The 22894-nt window shown below is 43.5% G+C and carries 20 protein-coding genes; 4 read left to right on the top strand and 16 right to left on the bottom strand.

The window, feature by feature from the left end:
* Positions 1–189: 189 nt before the first annotated feature.
* The 7 genes from pyk to dnaE form a co-directional block, all read right to left on the bottom strand.
* On the bottom strand, positions 190–1944 hold the full coding sequence (gene pyk, locus ACFVAD_RS17325) for a pyruvate kinase (RefSeq protein ID WP_386642796.1): 1755 nt from the start codon (positions 1942–1944) through the stop codon (positions 190–192).
* Positions 1945–2070: 126 nt separating this feature from the next.
* Complete coding sequence (gene pfkA / locus ACFVAD_RS17330) at positions 2071–3030, bottom strand: 6-phosphofructokinase (RefSeq protein WP_386642799.1); 960 nt, start codon at positions 3028–3030, stop codon at positions 2071–2073.
* Between the two features lie 268 nt (positions 3031–3298).
* A complete protein-coding gene (accA, locus tag ACFVAD_RS17335) occupies positions 3299–4279 on the bottom strand; it encodes an acetyl-CoA carboxylase carboxyl transferase subunit alpha (protein WP_386642802.1) in 981 nt (326 codons plus the stop codon).
* Positions 4273–5136 carry an acetyl-CoA carboxylase, carboxyltransferase subunit beta gene (gene accD, locus ACFVAD_RS17340; RefSeq protein WP_386643127.1) on the bottom strand — a complete coding sequence of 288 codons (864 nt, stop codon included), beginning with the start codon at positions 5134–5136 and terminating at the stop codon, positions 4273–4275. The genes accA and accD overlap by 7 nt, the downstream gene beginning before the upstream one ends.
* Positions 5137–5411: 275 nt before the next feature.
* The gene (locus ACFVAD_RS17345; protein ID WP_386642805.1) at positions 5412–6032 is read right to left on the bottom strand and encodes a FadR/GntR family transcriptional regulator; all 621 of its coding nucleotides are present in this window, start codon (positions 6030–6032) and stop codon (positions 5412–5414) included.
* A 3-nt stretch (positions 6033–6035) separates the two neighbouring features.
* Positions 6036–7274: an NADP-dependent malic enzyme gene (gene ystJ, locus ACFVAD_RS17350; protein WP_386642808.1), complete on the bottom strand. Its 1239-nt coding sequence runs from the start codon at positions 7272–7274 to the stop codon at positions 6036–6038.
* Positions 7275–7480: 206 nt separating this feature from the next.
* Entirely contained in the window at positions 7481–10822 is a 3342-nt protein-coding gene (gene dnaE / locus ACFVAD_RS17355; RefSeq protein ID WP_386642811.1) for a DNA polymerase III subunit alpha, read from the bottom strand.
* A gap of 143 nt (positions 10823–10965) precedes the next feature.
* On the opposite strand from dnaE, the gene ytrH reads away from it, so the two are divergent.
* Positions 10966–11301, top strand: coding sequence for a sporulation membrane protein YtrH (gene ytrH / locus ACFVAD_RS17360; protein WP_386642814.1), 336 nt, complete (start codon positions 10966–10968; stop codon positions 11299–11301).
* A gap of 1 nt (position 11302) precedes the next feature.
* Entirely contained in the window at positions 11303–11803 is a 501-nt protein-coding gene (gene ytrI, locus ACFVAD_RS17365) for a sporulation membrane protein YtrI (RefSeq protein ID WP_386642817.1), read from the top strand.
* 37 nt (positions 11804–11840) lie between these two features.
* Here the strand turns inward: ytrI and ACFVAD_RS17370 are convergent, their stop codons facing one another.
* Positions 11841–12791, bottom strand: a complete 951-nt coding sequence (locus ACFVAD_RS17370; RefSeq protein ID WP_386642820.1) for a DHH family phosphoesterase — start codon at positions 12789–12791, stop codon at positions 11841–11843.
* A gap of 187 nt (positions 12792–12978) precedes the next feature.
* On the opposite strand from ACFVAD_RS17370, the gene ACFVAD_RS17375 reads away from it, so the two are divergent.
* Complete coding sequence (locus ACFVAD_RS17375) at positions 12979–13311, top strand: YtpI family protein (RefSeq protein ID WP_386642823.1); 333 nt, start codon at positions 12979–12981, stop codon at positions 13309–13311.
* Positions 13312–13610: 299 nt separating this feature from the next.
* Here the strand turns inward: ACFVAD_RS17375 and ACFVAD_RS17380 are convergent, their stop codons facing one another.
* From ACFVAD_RS17380 to ACFVAD_RS17390, 3 genes are all read right to left on the bottom strand, one after another.
* On the bottom strand, positions 13611–14918 hold the full coding sequence (locus ACFVAD_RS17380) for a DRTGG domain-containing protein (protein WP_386642826.1): 1308 nt from the start codon (positions 14916–14918) through the stop codon (positions 13611–13613).
* Between the two features lie 72 nt (positions 14919–14990).
* Positions 14991–15230 (bottom strand): hypothetical protein, encoded by a 240-nt coding sequence (locus ACFVAD_RS17385; RefSeq protein ID WP_386642829.1) that lies wholly within the window; start codon positions 15228–15230, stop codon positions 14991–14993.
* Positions 15231–15319: 89 nt separating this feature from the next.
* Complete coding sequence (locus ACFVAD_RS17390; RefSeq protein WP_386642832.1) at positions 15320–16003, bottom strand: metal-dependent hydrolase; 684 nt, start codon at positions 16001–16003, stop codon at positions 15320–15322.
* A 153-nt stretch (positions 16004–16156) separates the two neighbouring features.
* Here ACFVAD_RS17390 and ACFVAD_RS17395 point away from each other — a divergent pair, with 153 nt between their 5' ends.
* A complete protein-coding gene (locus ACFVAD_RS17395; protein ID WP_386642835.1) occupies positions 16157–17260 on the top strand; it encodes a M24 family metallopeptidase in 1104 nt (367 codons plus the stop codon).
* Between the two features lie 50 nt (positions 17261–17310).
* Here the strand turns inward: ACFVAD_RS17395 and ACFVAD_RS17400 are convergent, their stop codons facing one another.
* From ACFVAD_RS17400 to ald, 5 genes are all read right to left on the bottom strand, one after another.
* On the bottom strand, positions 17311–17964 hold the full coding sequence (locus tag ACFVAD_RS17400) for a 2OG-Fe(II) oxygenase (protein WP_386642838.1): 654 nt from the start codon (positions 17962–17964) through the stop codon (positions 17311–17313).
* A gap of 324 nt (positions 17965–18288) precedes the next feature.
* Positions 18289–19938, bottom strand: a complete 1650-nt coding sequence (locus ACFVAD_RS17405; RefSeq protein ID WP_386642841.1) for a methyl-accepting chemotaxis protein — start codon at positions 19936–19938, stop codon at positions 18289–18291.
* A 10-nt stretch (positions 19939–19948) separates the two neighbouring features.
* Positions 19949–20926 (bottom strand): BMP family lipoprotein, encoded by a 978-nt coding sequence (locus tag ACFVAD_RS17410; protein WP_386642844.1) that lies wholly within the window; start codon positions 20924–20926, stop codon positions 19949–19951.
* A 102-nt stretch (positions 20927–21028) separates the two neighbouring features.
* Complete coding sequence (locus ACFVAD_RS17415; RefSeq protein ID WP_386642847.1) at positions 21029–21349, bottom strand: MGMT family protein; 321 nt, start codon at positions 21347–21349, stop codon at positions 21029–21031.
* A gap of 288 nt (positions 21350–21637) precedes the next feature.
* The gene (ald, locus tag ACFVAD_RS17420; RefSeq protein ID WP_386642850.1) at positions 21638–22759 is read right to left on the bottom strand and encodes an alanine dehydrogenase; all 1122 of its coding nucleotides are present in this window, start codon (positions 22757–22759) and stop codon (positions 21638–21640) included.
* Between the last annotated feature and the right edge of the window lie 135 nt (positions 22760–22894).

Here is a 22894-nt window from a genome sequence, read left to right on the forward strand (position 1 = left end):
AATACTATTAACACATAAGTATAAAAGATTGGGTACGCATATTGGATAAGGGTGAAGTAAAAATCACTTCACCCCAACATTTGACGTAGAACCAATATTTAAAGCAATAATCTTTACTTAATGAGTAAAATAAAAAACAGCCCTCTTCTAACATCAAAGTTAGAAAAGGGCTGTCCTGCTTTTTATTTATTATAGTACGCTTGCGTGTCCAGTGTAGATTGTTCCTCTAGAGGAATCCACTGTGATTTCCTGGCCATCTTTCAGAATGGAGGTTGCACCGTCCACCCCAACAATGACAGGGATGCCAAGGCTTAATCCTACCACTGCTGCATGGCTTGTCAATCCGCCTTCTTCTGTGATGAGGGCAGATGCTTTTTCAAGTGCTGGCATCATGTCTTTATCCGTACCATTTGTAACAAAGATTGCACCATGGGTCATTTTGGATTGAGCTTCTTCCGCTGTTTTCGCAACAACCACTTTACCGTAAGCAGACTTTCTTCCGATTCCTTGTCCACTCGCAAGAACGTCGCCAACCACATGGATTTTCATCAGGTTTGTTGTTCCTTTTTCGCCAACCGGTACACCTGCAGTGATTACAATCAAATCACCATGAGAAACAATACCTGTGTTGATGGATTCTTCCACCGCTATATCCAGCATTTCATCCGTTGTCGTAGCTTGACGGCCGATTCGAGGGTAAACGCCCCATACTAAAGCAAGCTTGCGGGACACAGCTTCACAAGAAGTTACAGCAACGATTGGCGCTTTAGGACGGTATTTGGAAATCATGCGTGCAGTATGCCCGCTTTCCGTCGGAGTTACAATCGCGGACACATCCAGGTTGATCGCTGTGTAAGCGACAGATTGTCCAATAGAATCCGTTACAGATGCTCGTGATTGCTTGCTCCTCTTGCTTAATAGCTCTTCATAGGATAAAGCCATTTCAGCACGGGATGCGATATTGTGCATCGTTTGCACCGCTTCGGCTGGATAGCTTCCTGCAGCTGTTTCACCGGAAAGCATGATAGCGTCCGTACCATCAAAGATAGCATTCGCTACGTCACTTGCCTCCGCACGTGTCGGACGAGGATTACGTTGCATGGAATCCAGCATTTGTGTTGCCGTGATGACCGGTTTTCCAACCAGGTTGCATTTCTTGATCAGTTCCTTTTGAACAAGAGGCACTTCTTCAGCAGGAATTTCCACACCAAGGTCTCCACGTGCAACCATCAAGCCATCAGATACCTCAAGGATTTCATCGATGTTATCAACACCCTCTTGATTCTCTATTTTTGGAATGATTTGGATATCTCCTGCATGATGGGCTTCCAATAACTCACGAATCTCCAATACATCAGATGCACGGCGAACGAAAGAAGCTGCAATAAAGTCCACGCCCTGTTCGATACCAAAACGGATGTCGTTTGCATCCTTTTCTGTCATACCAGGAAGCTTCACTTTCACCCCAGGAACGTTAACACCTTTTTTGTTCTTCAATGTACCGCTGTTCAGGATTTTTGTATGGATTTCATTGGTACCGAAACCGATAACCTCAAGGCCGATTAAGCCATCATCCAAAAGGATTCTAGATCCTACTTCCACATCATCCATAAGTCCTGGATATGAAATAGAGAACTTTTCCGTCGTTCCGATTACTTCTTCCATACTGAGTGTGATTTCATTCCCTTGCACAAGCTCAATAGCTCCGTCCTGCATCGTATGTGTACGAATTTCCGGACCTTTTGTATCCAATAGGATTGCCACATATTTACCTGTACGCTCCGAAGCTTCACGGATATTGCGGATTCGTGCACCATGTTCCTCGAAATCTCCATGGGAGAAGTTAAGTCTTGAAACATTCATTCCTGCATCAATAAGCTGGATTAACTTTTCGACACTTTCACTTGCCGGTCCTATCGTACAAACAATCTTGGTTTTTCTCATGTAAAATTTCCTCCTATAAATTACCCGTTCTATTTTACGTATACCTTATTATAAGCCAACCCTGCCAAAATTAACATTCTCAGGGTATAACCTAGTTATGAAAACGATTCCAAAAACTCCACATCATTAAATGGAAAGTTCTTTTGAAAGGTCATACATTTTGCGATCAAGGGTATGAGTTCTGGATAAAGCTTCAATAATATCATGGTCCACTAATTCATTACTTTGAATACCAACACATCTACCGCCCTTGCCATCAAGTAAAAGTTCTACTGCACGAGCACCGAGACGACTTGCAAGTACACGATCATGGGCTGTCGGCGAACCGCCACGCTGAATATGACCCAATACGCTGACACGAGTTTCAAATTTTGTTTCTTCCTGGATTTTCTTACCGAATTCCACACCGCTGCCTACGCCTTCAGCAACAATAATAATACTGTGCTTTTTACCGCGATCTGATCCACGTTTTAGCCTTGCAATAACCTCATCCATATCATCTTCCGCTTCGGGAATAAGAATGGTCTCCGCTCCTCCAGCAAGTCCTGCCCATAATGCAATATCACCAGCATGTCTACCCATTACTTCAATTACATATGTACGTTCATGGGAAGTTGCCGTATCGCGTATTTTATCTATTGCATCAATAACAGTATTCAAAGCTGTATCGAACCCAATGGTAAAGTCCGTACCTGGAATGTCATTATCAATGGTTCCCGGAACACCGATACATGGGAAACCGTGCTCTGTCAATTTCTTCGCACCCTGGTAGGAACCGTCTCCACCAATAACAACCAATGCTTCAATTCCATGTTTTTTCAGGTTTTCAATTCCTTTAAGCTGGCCTTCCAATGTTTTGAATTCCTCACAACGTGCAGAGTAAAGCATAGTACCGCCACGATGAATAATATCTCCAACTGACCCTACTTCCAGCCTCTTAATATCCCCATCTATCAATCCAGCGTATCCGCGATAAATCCCGTATACCTCCATATTGTGAAAAATAGCTTTCCTAACAACCGCTCGTACCGCAGCATTCATACCTGGTGCATCTCCACCACTCGTCAGTACGCCAATTCGTTTCATATCTCAATCACCTCTTAGGCATTTTTGCTTATTAACTTTCATCCAAACATATATTTTATTAGAAATCTGCTTAGATTGCAAAGCTGTTTTATTAAAAATTAACACGAAGGTATGTCGAAAACAATAGAAAACAGTCGAATAATTGTTGCAAAACCAGAAACTTTCCCTATCATATACAAATATAAATATCCGCAATTTACCATTATTTTCTGCCTGTAAAATTAAAAAAGAGGAAGAGTTGTATCTAACTCAGCCTCTTTTTGAGTTGCTATTGTTTGATTTTCTCCAGGTTTTCCTTAAAAGAAAATTCCCCAATACGCTTATATTTCGCATAGCGATGCTCGATAAGCTCCTCAGGTGTCAATGGCATTAAATCCTGAAGAGATTCCTTGATGATCTCCCTGATTCCTTTTGCCTGGAAATCCACATTCTTGTGGGCTCCACCCTTGGCTTCCGGAATGATTTTATCAATGATGCCAAGTTCAAATAGATCCGGAGCTGTGATCCTCATGGATTCAGCCGCTTTTTTGGCAAGTGATGCATCCTTCCAAAGAATAGCAGCCGCCCCTTCTGGTGAGATAACAGAGTACGTGGAATTCTCAAGCATATGCAAGTGATTCCCCACTCCTAATGCCAGAGCTCCCCCGCTGCCGCCTTCCCCGATTACAATACAGATGACCGGAACCTTTAAGCCAGCCATTTCAAAAAGGTTCTTTGCGATTGCTTCACTCTGGCCACGCTCTTCGGCAGCCTTACCAGGGTAGGCACCCTTCGTATCGATGAAGCAGATGATCGGACGATTAAATTTCTCGGCCTGATACATGAGACGCAGGGCTTTTCTATATCCCTCAGGATGGGGCATTCCGAAGTTGCGGCGGATATTCTCTTTCGTATCCTTCCCGCGCTGATGTCCAATGACTGTTACCGGTATCCCTTCAAACTTGCCGATTCCACCAACAATCGCCTCATCATCACCAAAGTATCTGTCACCATGGCATTCCAAAAAGTTAGTGATGACTCTTTCTATATAATCCAACGTGGTAGGCCTTTCCGGGTGTCTGGCAATCTGCACACGATCCCACGGATTCAGGTTACCATATATATCGCTTTCCAGCTTTTCCAATCTTACCTCAAGCTTTTCAATCTCGTTGGAAAGATCCATATCACTGTTTTTCGTAAATTCTCTCAGTTCACCGATTTTTTTTCGCAATTCCACAACCGGTTTTTCAAATTCCAGTTCCCCTACCATTTGGTATCACCTCCAGGAGCGTGAATATCTAATACGTTGGATAAGGTTTCCTTTAAGTCCAGGCGGGAGATTACTGCGTCCAACTGACCGCACTTCAGTAGAAACTCTGCTGTCTGGAAATCATCCGGAAGCTCTTCCCTGATCGTCTGCTCGATGATTCTTCGGCCAGCAAATCCGATAAGTGCTTTAGGTTCAGCAAAATTATAGTCTCCTAGAGAAGCAAAGCTAGCTGAAACCCCACCAGTAGTAGGATGGGTCATAATGGAAACAATTAAACCTCCGCTTTCGCTATGGAGTTTTAGCGCACTGCTCGTTTTTGCCATTTGCATCAGACTTAGAACACCCTCCTGCATTCTCGCACCGCCTGATGCGGTGAAAATGATGAATGGCACTCCTTTTTCCTTTGCTTTTTCAATGGCTCTGGTAATTTTTTCCCCAACTACAGATCCCATGCTTCCCATACGGAATGTGGAATCCATGACTGCAATGACGAGAGGGAAATTGTTCAATGTCCCTTCCCCGGTAACAACCGCTTCATTGATGCCTGTTTTCTTTCTGTCGCCTTCCAATTTCTCCAGATAGTTTGGAAACTGTAGGGGATTTTCAGAAATCATGTCTGCATCATAAGCAACAAAGCTCCCTTTATCGAGCAGACTGTGAATTCTTTCCTTTGCATTCATTGGATGATGATGGTTACAATGCAGGCAAACTTTCAGGTTTTTCATCAATTCTTTTGTATACATGATCTTTTTACAGCTTGGACATTTCGTCATGATCCCTTCTGGAACATCTTGATTCGCTACTTCAGATGGTATAGAAGCGTATTTCTTCTTTTTCGTAAATAAATCCTTTAACAAAACAACAGAACCTCCCTTATCTACTTGCATTCTTATCTCCCCATACCTCACTCGGAGCCAGAAGCTGAAAAATAACATTTCTACTAGTTTACGTACACTTTTATAAGTGTCCCAATCCTTTATCATCTGCCATTGGGATTTGGTCCTAATAATAGGTGTAAATATAGGCAAGCAAGGCTGTTAAAGTTATAGTAATAAACAAAATCCTTTACTTACCAATATTCTTGTACTATTAATGTAACGGAAATGCGTTGAATGATGTTGTAGAAATTTGTCTACTTGCTCGCGACAATTTGTGCAAAATGTTTTTCATATAGTAATATTGCCTCATTGGAATTTTTCGCTTCTAGCATTTGTATAAGAGATTTGAACAAGTCACTCTCTATTCTATTATCTTTGGTGATAATTAGTGCATAACTATTGACAATATTCCATATTCTCAGCATAAGACTATTATCTATAAGTGTAACCATCTGTTTAAAAAAATTGGTTCTTGAAAATTCGGAGGACTCTATCAACTCTTTTAAAAGAGTAAATTCCTTCGCACCTGCTTTTTTAGCAAAAAGTTGGATACAGGTTTTTTCGATTTCCATTTTTGTTTCAAGAAGATCTGTCTTCGTCTTATCCTGCTCGAGTATAAACGTTCCAAGTAGCTCAACAAGATGATGTTCCTTGAAATCCTTGATGAATGTCCCTTCTCCGCGTCTCGTTTCAATGAGACCAAGAAGCTCCAATGCACGGAGCGCTTCACGAACAGAAGATCGCCCGACATTCAGCCTGTCGGACAGCTCCCGTTCTGAAGGGATTTTATCCCCGCTGCTTAATCCATCCTCAACGATAATGGAACGGATTTTTTTGACGATTTCCAAATACATTTTTGTAGGTGTTGTTGTCATGAACTATTCACTTTTTCCGATAATCGCAGCTTTTCTGGTTTTTTCAGCTACTTCTTCGGGGTCCACCTGAATCCTCGCAACTCCCGTTTCCATTGCAGCTTTGGCAACGGCTGCTGCCACCGCTGGCGCTACTCTTGGATCGAAAGGAGCAGGAATGACATAATCTGCACTTAATTCGTCTGTATCCACAAGACTGGCAATCGCTTCAACAGCCGCTATCTTCATCTGCTCATTGATATGTGTCGCCCTGACATCCAATGCCCCGCGGAAGATCCCTGGAAATGCAAGGACATTATTGACCTGGTTAGGAAAGTCGGAGCGTCCTGTTCCAATGACACTCGCACCGGCCATCTTCGCCTCTGCAGGCATGATTTCCGGATTCGGGTTTGCCATTGCAAAGATGATGGACTTTTCGTTCATGCTTTCTACCATTGCCTGTGTAAGGGCGCCTTCAACGGAAACCCCGATAAAGACATCTGCACCCTGCATCACATCAGCAAGCGTACCTTCCACCCTATTACGGTTGGTGTATTTTGCCACTTCCGCCTTCACACTGTTCATTCCAAAAGGACGCCCTTCATAGATGGCACCCTTGGAATCACACATGGTGATATCACGTACACCATAGCGGTATAAAAGCTTGATGATGGCAATCCCTGCAGCACCTGCACCATTGGCAACCACTTTGATTTCCCCGATATTTTTCCCTACAAGCTTCAATGCATTGACAAGTCCAGCGACTGTTACAATTGCCGTTCCATGTTGGTCGTCATGGAAAATAGGGATATTCGTTTCCTTTTTCAAGCGCTCTTCAATCACAAAACAGTTAGGTGCTGCGATGTCCTCAAGGTTCACTCCACCGAATGTCGGCTCCAACAGCTTGACCGTTTCCACGATTTTATCAACATCCGTCGTGTTCAAGCAGATCGGGAACGCATCCACCCCTGCAAAGCTCTTGAATAATACAGCTTTCCCTTCCATAACCGGCAGTGCCGCTTCCGGTCCGATGTTTCCAAGCCCCAATACCGCTGTACCATCTGATACGACCGCTACCATATTGCCCTTCATTGTATAGTCATACACTTTATTTTTATCATCATAAATCGCTTTACAAGGCTCAGCTACACCAGGTGAATATGCCAGACTCAGATCTTTCGCATTTCTGACAGGTACTTTTGACTTTGACTCCAACTTCCCTTGGTGAATCTTGTGCATATGTAACGCTTCTTCTTTTAGTGACACTTTTTGGTCCCCCTTGATTGAATGGCTTGCGCACCATGATAAGTGCTATTACTAGAAAATATTATAATGATAGTCCGTCTATACTCGATAGGAGATATCATTCTCATATGCTTTTATTTTACTAGGAGTAGAAGAAAAGCGGAAGTATTAAACTGAATCAGGAAAGTGGTCAGACCACCTTCCTGTTAACTATAGCATAATATTAATTATTGTAAAGATTTTTTGAAGACCACATTCGCCTCACCCAGCAATTCCTTCAGTGCATCCAAACAGGGATCTGTTGGCATTACATGATAAGAAGGCTGAAGTCTGATCGTTTTTTTCTCTTTGATATAGTGAAGGTATACAGGCGATGGGCCGTGATGCTGTTTTAGCACCTGCTGTACCTTTTGCAGGACATCTCCCCCATGCAGATGCTCTTCAATCTGCAAATAGATGTTTCCGACCAAATGATCATAAGTTTCTTTTAAGGTATCTATGCTCATCACGTTTTTCAGAATCAGCTGCTCCTTGCCGTCCCTGAGCTCCAGGTTCCCTTCAGCAAGAACCGTTTGACCGGTTTTCAGGACCGGGGAGAACTTTCTATATAAATCCGGGAAGGCAACCGCCTCTAGATCTCCCGTCTGGTCGGACAAAGTCAGAAAGGCCATCAGATCACCTTTCTTTGTACGAATAACACGCTCGGCTGTTACGAATACCCCAACCTTGGCCCTTTTCGCATCTCCCCCAAGGATATCCTGGATAAAGGACGCCCCTCCAAGTTGGAAATAGGCTGCAAAAGGTTCTGTAGGATGCTTGGATAAATAGAATCCCAGCGCTTCTTTTTCAAGTTGAAGCTGTTCTGTCATTTGAAGAGGCTCCACCTTCACATATTTAGGTTTCAGGGAAAATTCCTCTTCTATGAAAAAGTCGATTTGATCATCGTTTCCAGGCATCATCAATTCTGCATGCTGAAGCGCTACATCCAGGGTGGCGAGCAGGGTGGCCCGATCTTCCTTGAATTCGTCAAGTGCTCCGCCATAGATAAGGGTTTCCATTGCTTTTCTGCTAACCTTATTGGAAAGCCGTGTGCAAAAATCAAAGAGGTCCTCAAATTCTTTTTTCCTTCTCTCTTCCACGATGGCTTTGATGATTTGACCGCCCACACCTTTCAAACTGAGCAGGCTGAACCTGATCTTATTATTCTCCACCTGGAAGTAATAGCCGCTCTTGTTGACCGAAGGAGGCAATACGGTGATCCCCTTCCTTTTTGCCTCACTGATGTATTGGGCCACCTTCTGTTCACTGCCTACCGCACCACTCATCAAAGTTGCCATGAAAATGGTAGGATGATTTGCTTTAAGGTAAGCCAATTCATAGGAAATCATACTGTATGCCACGGCATGGCTTCTGTTGAATCCGTAATCAGCAAAGCGCACGATCAAATCATACACCTGATTGGCGGTAGTCTCGTCATAGCCCTTTTTCAAGCAGCCGCTTACGAAATGGTTACGCTCTTCTGCCAGCACTTCTTTCTTCTTCTTCCCCACTGCTCGTCTTAGTAGATCCGCTTCTCCAAGCGAAAAGCCAGCCATAACAGCCGCTATCTGCATGATCTGTTCCTGATATACGATGACACCATACGTATTTTTCAGAATCGGCTCCAGGACAGGATGAAGGTATTCCACTTTCTTCTTCCCGTGCTTTCTGTCAATAAAGAGTGGAATCTGTTCCATTGGGCCAGGACGATAGAGGGCATTGACAGCAACAATGTCTTCGAGGGACGTCGGCTTCAGTCTTGTTAACACCTTTTTCATTCCTGGAGACTCCAATTGGAAGATGCCTGATGTGTCCCCATCACTAAGCAGTTTAAAGGTGGAAATATCGTCAGCTGGCATTTCTTCCATGCTTTTGTAGGACTGCATTGTCTTTTTTAATTGATTTTGTATGTTCTGGATCATGGTCAAGTTGCGCAGACCGAGAAAATCCATCTTTAAAAGTCCTAGTTCCTCGAGCGTCTCCATTGTAAACTGGGTAAGGTAGATATCCTCGTGACCTGACTGGATTGGAATGATTTCCGTTAAAGGCTTGTGGCTGATGATCACGCCTGCAGCATGAGTAGAGCTGTGTCTTGGAAGACCTTCTATTTTCTTCGCAGCGGCAAATGCCCGTTTCCGCTCTTCTGATTCATTGATTGCTCTTCTTAACTGCTCATTTTCCTGATAAGCCGCATCAAGGGTGATGCCTGGTCTCGATGGGATCATTTTGGATATCAACTCAATCTCTTTACCTGACAGGTTCAGCACCTTGCTGACGTCCCTCCAGGCAGCCTTGGCAGCAAGGGTCCCAAAGGTGATGATCTGGGCAACATGCAGTTCCCCGTACTTCTGTGCTACATAATGAATGACCTCGTCACGCCTATTGTCCTGAAAATCGATATCTATATCAGGCATCGTTATCCTCTCGGGGTTCAGGAATCGCTCAAATAGAAGCTGATGCTCGATCGGATCGACATTCGTAATATAAAGACTGTAGGCTACAAGTGAACCGGCAGCTGAACCACGCCCCGGTCCGGTGAGAATGCCTTCTTTTCTGGCAAAATACATAAAGTCCCAAACGATCAGGAAATAATCGCTGAACTTCATGCCCTTTATCACTTTCAATTCATAACGAAGCCGTTCTTTATAGGTTTCGTCCACTTCACCCAAGCGTTCATTGAGCCCGATCCAGCACCGTTCTTCAAGATACTCATCAGCGGAAAGACCATCTTCAACAGGATAGCTCGGCAATGCATTCTGATTAAACTGTATGTCTACTTGGCATCTTTGGCTGATGAGATAGGTATTTTCCAGCGCTTCCGGGATATCCTGAAACAGCTCCACCATCTCGTTGACATTTCGCAAATAGTGGGGAGCGGTTTTCGGGAGGGATTCAAGCTTCACTCCCTCTTTGATCGAACGGAGGCATTCATAGACAAAAGCATCCTCCTGCACCATGTAGTGGACTTTACTTAATGCTACGATAGGCAATGTCAGGGTTTTACGGAGAGCTTCCGATTGTTCATAAGCTTCTTTGGTGTTTCGATCGATACCGAGAAATACATGCTGCTTGCCATACATTCCTGTATACTGCTTGACGATGCCCTCGAGTGCTTCCGATTCTTCCATCCAAGCCAATTCCGATTCTGTTGCAGAGAGTATCGCAGTCAAACCCGCAGCATAGTGCTTGAGCCATTTTTTCGGGACACCTTGAAGTGACTTTGTTTGAACAATGCTCGAGAGCTTCATCAGATTTGTGTAGCCTTGCATGTTTTCTGCAAGCAATACAATCGAACTGCTTTTTGCATCCTCCTCGGCATTCAAAACAGATAGTTTCAGTCCGATAATCGGCTTGATATCCGCTTTTTTGCATGCTTTATAAAAATCAACCGCCCCATACATCACATTTTCATCCGTTAATGCAAGAGAGGTTAATCCAAGTTGTTTTGCTCTGTCAATCAGCTGGCTGAACCGTACCGAACTGTTCAACAAACTGAATGAGCTCATTATATGTAAATGTACGACACTCATTATCATCACACCTTACTGACTAATCCTGAATTTATTATAAATTTTCCTTTTATGAAAAAACAATCCTGATAACCTAAGTCTAACACATCATACTTCCTACTCCCTGTCCATATATATAAATAATGACAGAAAGGATGATGGGTATGGATGTAAAGGATCCATTTGTAGCAACGATGCTATTCAGCTTCTTTATAGCGATCGGAGTCATTATTGGCGGGGCCATCATAGGTGGTATTGCCGCCTTTTTAGTGGGGGATGCACCATTGACAAGGATTTTCCGGCTTGCAAACAGTTTGAAGATATGGGCCATTGTGGCGGCCATCGGTGGAACATTTGATACTTTTTACAATCTTGAAAAAGGACTGTTTAACGGGGAGACTAAATTCCTTGTCAAACAGCTCCTCCTGATCATTTCCGCAACAGGCGGCGCTCAGACAGGTGCTTTGATCATCAGCTGGCTGACACAGGAAGACCTTTGAGATGCGGGTGCCCCCTTATCATAAAGAGCCAAGCTGGCAGCTGTTTTTTTCAGGAGTCGTGCTTGGTGCAGTCATTGGTTGGGTAGTGTTCTTGATATTGTATGGTGCGATGCAGGAAAGGCAGGTAGGAGAACTAGTAAAATACAAAAAACAGTTGGAGCTGTATGAAGATAGGTATCATATCTTAACTGAAGACAATGAAAAGCTGAAAGAGGAAAAAGAAACGCTGAAGGTACAGGATATTGAAATTACCATTATCAATCATGATAAATATGAGTTGAGCTCCCTGACTCGCTTCTCCATTATAGACGGCATCAAAAAGGATTTGAATCATCTCATTGCCAAGGAAGTCAAAGGAATCAAGGACAATAAGGAGCTCTTGAAAAAAACGATAGAAAACAAAAGCTACGAATTGGATGAAACGAAGTACTATTTTCATGTGGAAGACCTTTATATTGATACGACCATTGAAATCGGTCTTATGATCGTAAAGGTGGAGTGATGGGAGGCTGGAGTCGGTTGACGTCAGCCTCTATCTTTTATTCTCCCTGCAATTGCGCTCTGCACGTTTCAATCAAATCACTCAGCACATTCTCCGCATCGTCCCACTGGTAGATGGAAGCTCCGGATGCCAGAGGATGCCCCCCGCCGTTATAGCGCTTTGCCACCTGGTTTACTATCGGACCTTTGGAACGGAGTCTTACTCTGATCTGATCAGTTTCTTCGATAAAGAATACCCACGCCTTTATTCCTTCAAGATTGCCGAGCATTCCAACCAGTTGAGACGCTTCAGAAGGCAATGCGTTATAACGCTGAAGAATCTCTTTTGTGATCCTCATGGAAGCGACCCCCTCTTCATGCAGGTTGAAGTTTTCCAGCACATAGCCACTCAGCTTTGCAACATGAAGCTTCATTTTATAAAGCTCATTATAAAGGTCGGTCATGGAGAAACCATAGCTTAATAGCTCGCCTGCATACTGAAAGGTTTTGGTGTTGGTGCTTTGGAAAAGGAATCGTCCTGTATCCCCGATAATCCCTGCATAGATCAGTCTTGCCGCTTCTTTTGTCATTCGGTATCCCTGATGCTCCCCAGCAAGATAAAGTTCATAGATCATCTCGCTTGTCGAGCTTGCATCCGTATCCACCCAGATCAGGTCTCCATATTTGTCATCGTTCGGATGATGGTCGATTTTTATCAGCTTGCTTGCCAGCTTATAGCGCTCATCACAGATTCGTTCCGCATTGGCCGTATCACAGACAATGACGAGTGCCCCTTCATAGCTTGAGTCAGGTATTTCATCCAATCTGCTTAGAAACCGCAATGATTCCTCTTCCAATCCGACTCTGTATACCATTTTCTCAGGGTAAGACTCTTTGATAATTTCAGCCAGTCCACATTGGGATCCATATGCATCTGGGTCCGGGCGAACATGGCGGTGAACAATAATCGTGTCATGGGCTTTGATTTCATCTATTATTTGCTGCTTCATACTATCCCTCATTTATCTGTTTCATTACTTTCATTTAATCATAGTTTCTCTCATTATCAAAGTAATATAGAGGGTTCCGCTGCATTCATCTTGGAGCAAAAGTAGAATTTCTGTCACGAACACGTTACAATAAGGAGGCAATCTTTTGTTAAAATGAAACTAGTTCACATATAAGGAGTGTTCCTGCGTGCCTATTTTTGTATTTTTGATCATTTTCTCGTTCATTTTCTATTTGTTCTATAAAGTAAAATATTTCCGTACCCAACTGCCTGCAGAAAAGAAATGGCTAAGCGCAAAATCCAGTATGGCTCTTGGCAGCTTCGTCTTATTCTTTGGTTTGAATACAATTATCAATCCGTTGTCGACTGTGGCAATCGTGGTCGGAGTCGTACTGATCCTGGTGGGTGCAGCCAGCTTTTGGGCCGGACTTAAGTCATACCGTTTCTACCTTCCATATGCAATCAAGGAAGCGGAATACGTAAAAGAACAGGAAATGAAAGAAAAGACGGTTACGAATTGATAGATAACGGAAGTTAGAAGGCAGCCTTTTGTGAGGTTGCTTTTTTTGGTTGATACGAACTGATTGTCTCAGCTTATAGCTGATGGGTGCAGGGTGAATTTTACCATAGAGAGGGTTTTGTGCATAAATCTTATTTTTTGTGCAAATGCCCTAGATTTTTGTGCACAAATTAAATTTTTTACGCATAAACGTTTTGTTTTTGAGCGCAAATCTATTTTTTGTGCATAAACGGTATTTCACTTCCCTCCTAAAGCCAAAAGAACCGGGTTCCCACTAGCAGGGAACCCGGTTCTTATTTATTATTGCATCAACTGCACCATCATCATCGCTTTACCGACAACGGCGCCGTCATGGTAGACTTCTACGTCCACTTTTCCGAACTTACGCCCGACCTCGAGTATCTTCGGTTTAATCTCGATCATGCTATCAATTTGGACAGGCTTGATAAAGTAGATGGTGATATTCTCCACAACCATATCACCCTTTTTCAGGTTGCGGATTGCCCGCTTTGCCGCTTCCGTGACGATTGTTGTAAATACTCCATAGGAAATGGTCCCAACAGAGTTCGTCATCTGAGGAGTCACTTCGCTTTGGTAGTGTTCCTCCCCTTTTGTCTCTGTTACATCCACAAATTGATTGGTCACAATATCGTCCAGCGTTTCCCCGACCTGTGGCTGCCTTTGGATCATCTGCAGCGCCTTCAGCACATCCTGACGGCTGATAATGCCAAGCAGACGATGGTTTGGATCGACGACCGGCAGCATCTCAATGCCTTCCCACACCATGATATGTGCTGCGGATGCAACAGACGTTTTTCCGTTAACAGTAATCGGATTTTTCGTCATCACTTTTTCAATCAGAAGACCATTATCTTTTCCGAGTACGTCTTTGGAGGTGACAACACCCTGGACTTTCAGGTTCTTATCTATAATCGGAAAACGGCTATGCTTGATTTCCTCGTTATATTTATACCAGTCCTTGATTGTATCCTCTGTTGTCAGATAGGTCGTCGCTTCAATAGGAGTCAAAATGTCCTCTACCAGTACAATTTCTTTTTTGATGAGCTGGTCATAGATGGCTCGGTTTATCAGCGTTGCCACTGTAAATGTATCATAGCTGCTGGAAATGATCGGAAGCTTCATTTCGTCCGCGAGCTTTTTTACATGCTCATCTGTATCAAATCCTCCTGTGATAAGCACAGCGGCACCTGCTTCAATTGCAAGCTGATGGGCATTCGTCCGGTTACCGACAATCAATAGGTTGCCCGCTTCCGTATAACGCATCATCGCTTCAAGCTTCATGGCGCCGATGACGAATTTATTCAAGGTTTTATGTAACCCTTCTTTTCCGCCCAACACTTGTCCATCCACGATATTGACAACCTCGGCAAAGGTCAGCTTTTCGATGTTCTCTTTCTTTTTTCGTTCGATACGGATCGTACCTACACGTTCAATGGTACTGACGTAGCCTTTGTTTTCCGCATCCTTGATCGCCCGATATGCTGTCCCTTCACTCACAGTCAGCTCTTTCGCGATCTGACGAACAGAAATCTTCTCCCCGATTGGCAGTTCTTCAATAAAATGGATAATTTGTTCATGCTTTGTCACACTCTTCACCCGTCCAACTAATTATTTATCCCTTTATTATACGGTGGAAAGGTGGTGGATTCAATGAGTTTACTAATATTGGCGCAAACGCACCCTTTTTTCCTGCTCGAATTTCACTTTACTTGTGATCCGCTTTCTTTTTGGAAGATACATAAGTGCTGCAATATTCCCCCCGACGGCCATCAAACAAACCACAAGCCACGCAAGCGCAAACCAACCGGCAAGCCCATCTTCTCCCATCGGAAGCCTTGGCACTGCCACATACAACAATGCCCCTATACAAAGCAAACTTAGCAGAATTCTATTCTTCATCAACAGTCCCTCCCACTCTATAAACAGCTTGTTTAATATATATTCAACAGGCAAAAAAAAAGAAGCAGGGAATTCTGCTTCTCATTACCTTACAAATCTATTGTGTCCCCAACCATCATCACAAGCCCGGTCCTCTTCGGCAGTCTTGCAACAAATTCGTCCGGATTCTGTTCGATTACCGGGAAAGTATTGTAATGGATAGGAACCACCCGCTTGGCATCCAGCCATTTTGCAGCCTTCAAGGCATCCTCAGGTCCCATTGTATAATTGTCCCCAATCGGCAGGAAGGCCAGCTCAATATCGTTGTGTTCCCCGATCATTTTCATGTCCGAGAATAGACCCGTATCACCAGCGTGATAAATCGTTTTGTCCTCTATCGTCAGCAAGATTCCGCTTGGCATACCAGTATAGACGATTGTTTTTGTTTCATAATCTGTATAGCTTGAGCTGTGAAAAGCCTGGGTCAGCTTCACCGTACCAAATTCAAAAGTATAAGAACCGCCGATGCTCATCCCGTGTGTTCGCAAGCCTTGCCATTCCAGGTATTCTGCAAGCTCAAATGGCGCAATGACCAGTGCATCATTTTTCAGTGCAAGATCTACCGTATCTCCTACATGGTCATTGTGCCCATGTGTGAGGAGGATAACGTCCACTTTTACATCCTCCACCTTTAGATCTGTACTGCCGTTTCCTGTAATGAATGGGTCAAACAAAATCGTTTTCCCCTTCGCTTCCACTTTCACAACAGAGTGACCATGAAATGAAACCTTCATAACTATCCTCTCCTATCGATAGATTTCTACCATAGCTTCTCTTTCAAAAGGGAGAAATCCTCCTTTTAATTTTACAGATGTATGATTCCCTGCTAATCTAAATGTAAAACACACCTACTTTGTAAGTGGAATGATCTAGAAGGAGTGATAGAAATGAAAGAACAACGACTCGAACAGCTCGTAAATTGGGTAAAAGAAGAAAACCTTTCCGCATGTTTTTTAACTTCCACACCGAACGTTTTTTACCTCACAGGATTCTACACAGATCCACATGAGCGTTTATTGGGCCTTCTCGTTTTTCCTGACAGCGAGCCTGCAATCGTCTGCCCGAATATGGAAAGGGAGCAGGTGAAGAATAGCGGATGGACATATGGAATCATTGGCTATGACGACACGGACGATCCATGGGAAAAAGTGAAGGAAGATGTAGAAAAGCGTAACGTTACAATCGAAAAGCTTGCGATTGAACAGGAGCATATGACGGTTTCACGTTTCCAAAAGCTTCAGGAGATTTTCCCTCAAGCTGCATTTACTTCTGCGGAAGTGAAGATGTATGAGCTTCGTTTGACCAAGGACGAGGATGAGATTTCCATTTTGCGTGAGGCGGCAAAGCTTGCTGACTTCGGAGTGGAAGTAGGCGTACATAACATTAAAAAAGGGCGTACCGAGCAGGAGCTTGTGGCCATTATTGAATACGAGTTAAAGAAAAAGGGAATCAGCCAGATGTCCTTCTCCACGATGGCACTTGCCGGGGAAAAGACAGCGTCACCACACGGTAAACCTGGCCTCGAGACTATTCAGCATGGAGACCTTGTATTATTCGACCTCGGTGTTGTGCTGAACGGATATTGCTCGGACATCACCAGAACGGTCGCATTCGGGGATGTAGGCGAAAAGCAGCAGGATATTTACGAAACAGTTCTGAAAGCCCAAACCTCGACACTTGAGATTTGTAAGCCTGGCGTTGAGATTGGACTGATTGACCGTACTGCCCGCTCCATCATCACTGAAAAAGGATATGGCGAGTATTTCACGCATCGCATCGGTCATGGTCTCGGCATCGAGGTTCATGAATATCCGTCCATGAATGCAACAAACACAATGAAGCTTCAAAAAGGGATGGCCTTCACGGTCGAGCCTGGCATCTACAAGCCGTCAGTTGGTGGCGTAAGAATCGAGGATGACATCCTGGTGACCGAAAGCGGAATTGAGATCCTGACAAGCTATCCGAAAGACTTGCAGATTATCAAAGCATAATAGATAAAATGGTCAGAGTTTTTTGTTTAAACTCTGACCATTTTTAATATCTATTTATATCTTTTCCTTCTCATCCACTGTGTTGCTGCCCACTTTTCACCTTTGATAATTGGAGAACCACCATGCAAAGTCAGCTCGTTCAAATCATGATTATCATAGAAATATTCGAAATACACTGCCATCCCCTTTTTGGGAGCAACTGAAAAATTCAGTTTAGGAAAATACGTTTCCCCACCCTCCTCCACGTCATTCAAGTACATGACCAGAGTGCTTACCCTCGGATTGTTTACCGGTCTACTTGCTGATGAGAAAAAATCGAAATGAGCTTTATACTCTTGTCCCTTTTTATAGTTAAGAACTTGAAGGCCTTCTCCATGTTCAACGGGAATGTTCATAATCTGTGAGGTTCTTTTTTCAATTCTGGCAATAATGTCATTCTCACCTTCTTGAAAAAACATACTGCTGCTTGTTCTGAGTTCATCGACTTCACGCGCATTACCGATTTTCGAACGCTGCATCCTATCTCTTGACTGTTTAATCAGTTCGTCGCATTCATCATCACTTAATACATTACCCAAGACTACTATTAATGGTTCTTCGTATCTAGCAATTATGTTGATTTCTCGATCTTCTGTAATTATTTTATTTCCCGTGTGATGAAAAATTGTTTGTTCTTTAATAGTTATATCTTGTGTCAAATTCATCGACCTCTTTAACAGTTTTAATATTCTGATTTTTTATACAACAGGAGTAATGAACTATTCGGCTCCTTTAAAGACCGCAGTTGATTTCCGCAATAGGCGCAGCGACCCAAGGGGCGGTGCTGGAGCCTCCTCGGGCTTTGACCTGCGGGTTCTCCAGCCTACCGCTATCTCCCGCAGTAGTCTTCGCCTATTGCTCCAATCATCTGCTAGTATACTTTGAAAATTTGTTATTTTTAATAATATTACACCTTGATTTGTGGAATATCTATCATTTTTTTTCTCAAAAAAGGAAGCACCCTAATTGGAGTGCTTCCGTGTTTTTAATTATACTTTAAATCTCGAAATTGATTGTTGCAGGCTTACTGTAAGTTCTTTCAGTTCAAGGACCTTTTCACTTAGGTTGGTGAATGCGTGGACTTGTTCTGTGGTGGCGGCGCTGATTTCTTCGCTGCCTGCTGCCGTTTCTTCTACCACTGCGCTGATATTATCGACGTTCGAGAGGACGTGTTCGCCGAGTTCCTTTGACTTGGAAACACCTTGGACAAGGTTGGAGATTTGCGCGTCCATCAACTCCATGCTCTCCTGTATCACATGAAAAGACTTGGAAGTGAGCGTCATGGTCTCTTTTTGTTCTAGGGACATCGTCACACCATGCCCAACAGAAACCACTACTTCCTCAAGCCCCAATTTCAATTCTCCTATAACCGAGAACACTTCTGTCATCAGGTTCTTGGATTCATCAGCAAGCTTTCTCACCTCTGTTGCTACAACCGCAAAGCCTTTTCCAGCTTCACCTGCTCTTGCCGCTTCTATCGCGGCATTTAATGCCAACAGGTTGGTATGCTCTGAAATGGACGATACAGCTGCTGCAACATCTTCAATTTTCTCGGCGTAAGTTTGGAACTGTTTGGTAGCCCGTTCAATGGATTGTGTCGCAAGCTGTGTTTCCTCCACATTTTTTTCTTGGGACTGAAGCGTCTCCAAGCCGGTATCCACCGCAGCCTTTGCCTTTTGGGCAAGCTCCTTGCTCTCTTTCGTAATCACAACATTGGAGGAGAAATGCTCATCCATATCAGAAATCATATGCACAGAGTCCTGGAGCTCGCTTGAAATGGACTGGGCTCCTGCAGACAGTTCATCTGTAGAGACCGCAATCTGCTTTGTAATTTCACTCAATGTGGCATTTTCCGCTTCCACCTGTGATGCGAAGCTGTTAACCTGATCACTTGCCACTTGAACTTCTTTTATCAAGTGATGCAGCTGTTCGGTCATTTGCTGGAATGAATGATTCAATTGGCCAAGCTCATCTTTTTTATTATAGACAAACGGCTCCACCTGAAGGTTTCCGTCAGCAATTTCCCTTGCCTGCTCGGCAATGCGATCCAACGGTCGGGTAATGGCATATGTCACCCTTAAGGAAGAAGCGATGGAAAAGATGATGAGTATTACTGCTCCGATAATGGCAGATACGACTATGGACTTTACCTGTTTTTCCAGATTGGTCTGCACTTGATCGTAATATTCTGTTACATACATATTGAGCATGTAGATATCATTGGAAATACCATCTACACGGACAGACTGGCGTTTAAGCTCCGCGTTGTCATTGGCATTCAATGCCGAAACGGTCGAATTGTTCAACAGTTCCAGCTTCATTGCAGCGTTTTCCAAGTATCCTCTGCTCTCTTTGTCGAATAACGTTTCCTCCAGCTTCTTGAACCAGGAGAGTGTGTGATCCCTCGCAACCTTGACCTCATGCTTACTTGCGTCATTGTTTAAAATCGATGCATTATTCAGGCTCTGTTTCAATGTCAGCGTACTTGATTCCAGTTTTTGAACATTCACAAGAACATCTACAACATCGCGGTTACTAGTCTGCATGGAAATCATCTGAAAAATAATAGTCGCGACCATGATGAGCGCAACGATAAGAACCGCAGTGGAATTGAGTATTAGTTTTCTTTTGATCGTCATCTTATTCTCCTCACTTTACGGTAACCGTTCCGTCCATGATATTTTCTTTCCATTCCTCCAACTCTTCCTGATCGATAGTGGAGTATGGGATGACCCTGATCGGCGCAAGACCTACTCCACCTTCCACCAAGCCTAATTCAATGGTTCCTGAAGGTATCTCCGAGCTTTTCGTATATTCTTCTATGACATTGTATAATGCGATGTCCACATTCTTCATCATGGAGGATATAACGGCCTTTTCAGCAAAAAAGAACTGATCGCTGTCCACTCCAATAGCAAGCTTACCTTGGCTTTGGGCTTCTTGTAGGACACCTACACCGGTTAAGCCAGCAGCTGCATAGAGAACGTCCACATTTTCATCCATTAACTTTTTTGCAAGCTGTGACCCTAATTCGCTATTACCGAAATCATTGGCAAAATGGGCTACTACTTCAATACTAGGGTCGATTGCTTTCGCCCCTTGCTCGAATCCGGAAAGGAATTTTCGGATTAGCGGTACATCTGCTCCCCCAACGAAGCCCAATCTCTTGGAGGAGGTAGTTTGGGCAGCCAAAACACCAGCCAGAAAGCTTCCTTCATTTTCTTTGAATGTTATGGATGTGATATTTGGTAGCTCGGAAACTGAATCAACCAATAGAAATTTCTGTTTTGGATAATCAGAGGCGACCTTTTCCAGATCTTCCTGTACCATGAACCCTAAACCAACAATCAGGTCATGATCTTCTTCCACCAATTCCCGAAGTCCTTTTTCATATGAGCCTGTTTCCGAAAGCTCCTTATAGGAAAAAACAATCCCCAATTCATCCCTGGAACGGACTAGTCCCGTAAACGCTGCATCACTGAAGGACTGATCTCCCAATCCCACATCTGACAGCATGATTCCGACACTGACCGTATCCTTCATATCAACAGTAATCTCAGGCTTGGAGCATCCTCCCAATAATAGTAATATAGTAATCAAAAGAATAAAAAAACGGCTATTTTTCATAAAAAAACTCCTTCAACTAGTGTACCTAACTTATATCGGTCACTTAATGAAGGAGGTTAATATATTTTATAATGATCCACTATTATAACTATTCTAACTATTTTAGAAAAACAGTCCATCTGGAAGATAACGGTATTTTTTCAAATCGATTCTGTTATTTTCATCAATCACGACTTTCTCCATTTCCAATCTTCTTTTCTGTTCAAACAGCTGTCCCTCATCCTTGAATCCAATCTCACCCTTTGCATTGATGACACGATGCCAAGGAATATCATATTTCCTGCTCATGGAGTGAAGAATCCGCACAATCTGGCGAGCGCCTCTTGGGCTTCCCGCCAAAGCCGCAACCTGCCCATAGCTCATCACCTTACCAGCAGGAATCTGTTTCATAATCATAATAGCTCGTTCCGTAAAAAGGTTCATTTTTTTCATCCTTGCTTTATAAAATAGGCTCTTTTCGCATTTATAGTTGCTATTTAGATAAAATGTAAGCATCAAATGTAGCCCGTTGATTGCAGCGAGGTACACAAGATTCCCCGGTGACGGATGGGAGCCTTAGGATAAGCGAACGCCTGGAACGGAGACCAACAGGGAGTTTAATGTTGACACCTTATCTTTAGCCCAGCCCTATACTTAAAACAACAATCTTTACGAAAAGAGCCATAAAATAAGACCGAACAAGTGGGGTTCCACCGTGTCCGGTCTTCCTTATCAAGCTTTTGATAATAATGTGCTTGCGCTCTCGTAAGCTAAACCATGAGAATCGGCAACAGCGGCATAGGTTACAAAACCATTCAAGGTATTGATACCTTTTAATAGCGCCTCGTTGTCCAAGCATGCCTGCTTGTAGCCTTTGTTGGCGATTTGCACGGCATACGGCACTGTTACGTTGGTCAATGCAATAGTCGACGTACGTGGAACTGCTCCAGGCATGTTCGCTACTGCATAATGCACAACATCATGCTTCACATAAGTTGGATCATCATGCGTTGTAATGCGATCCGTTGTCTCAAAGATCCCGCCCTGGTCGATAGCGATATCGACTACAACGGAACCGGCACCCATAGATTGAATCATTTCTTCTGATACAAGCTTTGGTGCTTTAGCTCCTGGAATAAGAACGGCACCGATAACTAGATCGGATTCCTTTACTGCTATTTCCAGGTTCAAAGGGTTACTCATTAAAGTCTGAATGTCTTTTCCAAAGATATCATCCAACTGACGAAGACGGTCCGGGTTCAAATCAAGGATCGTGACATCCGCTCCAAGACCGATAGCCATTTTTGCAGCATTTGTACCGGCAACTCCACCACCGATGATGGTTACTTTACCGCGGCGCACACCTGGAACACCTCCAAGAAGGATTCCTTTACCGCCTTTGATTTTCTCAAGGAACTGTGCTCCGATCTGCGTTGCCATGCGTCCTGCAACCTCACTCATTGGAGTCAATAGCGGCAGGGAACCGTTTGGAAGCTGAACCGTTTCATACGCAATCCCGACCACTTTGTTGTCGATAAGCGCTTTTGTCAATTCAGGTTCTGGAGCCAGATGCAGATAAGTGAAAAGAATCAATCCTTCACGGAAATAACCGTATTCGGAAGGAAGCGGCTCCTTTACTTTCATGACCATATCCATGGACCACGCTTCTTCAGCTGTATCAACTATTTTAGCTCCAGCCTGCACGTACTGCTCGTCCATAAAACCCGAGCCCATACCTGCTTCTTTTTCTATGTATACTTCGTGTCCAAATCCAACAAGGTTCACAACACCTGCTGGAGTCATGGCTACACGGTTTTCATTATTCTTTATTTCTCTAGGCACTCCAATACGCATGAATCAAATACCTCCTTCATATAATCACAAAGACGTAATTAATATAACATTAAAAAAGAAAATGTAAAACCATTTTCTGCAACTTCATGTAAGCGCTTTACTAATCTCCGAATTATTCTAATTGACAAATAATTC

It is taken from the genome of Sutcliffiella sp. NPDC057660 (assembly GCF_042800035.1).
In the GTDB taxonomy this organism is placed as follows: Bacteria; Bacillota; Bacilli; order Bacillales; family Bacillaceae_I; genus Sutcliffiella_A.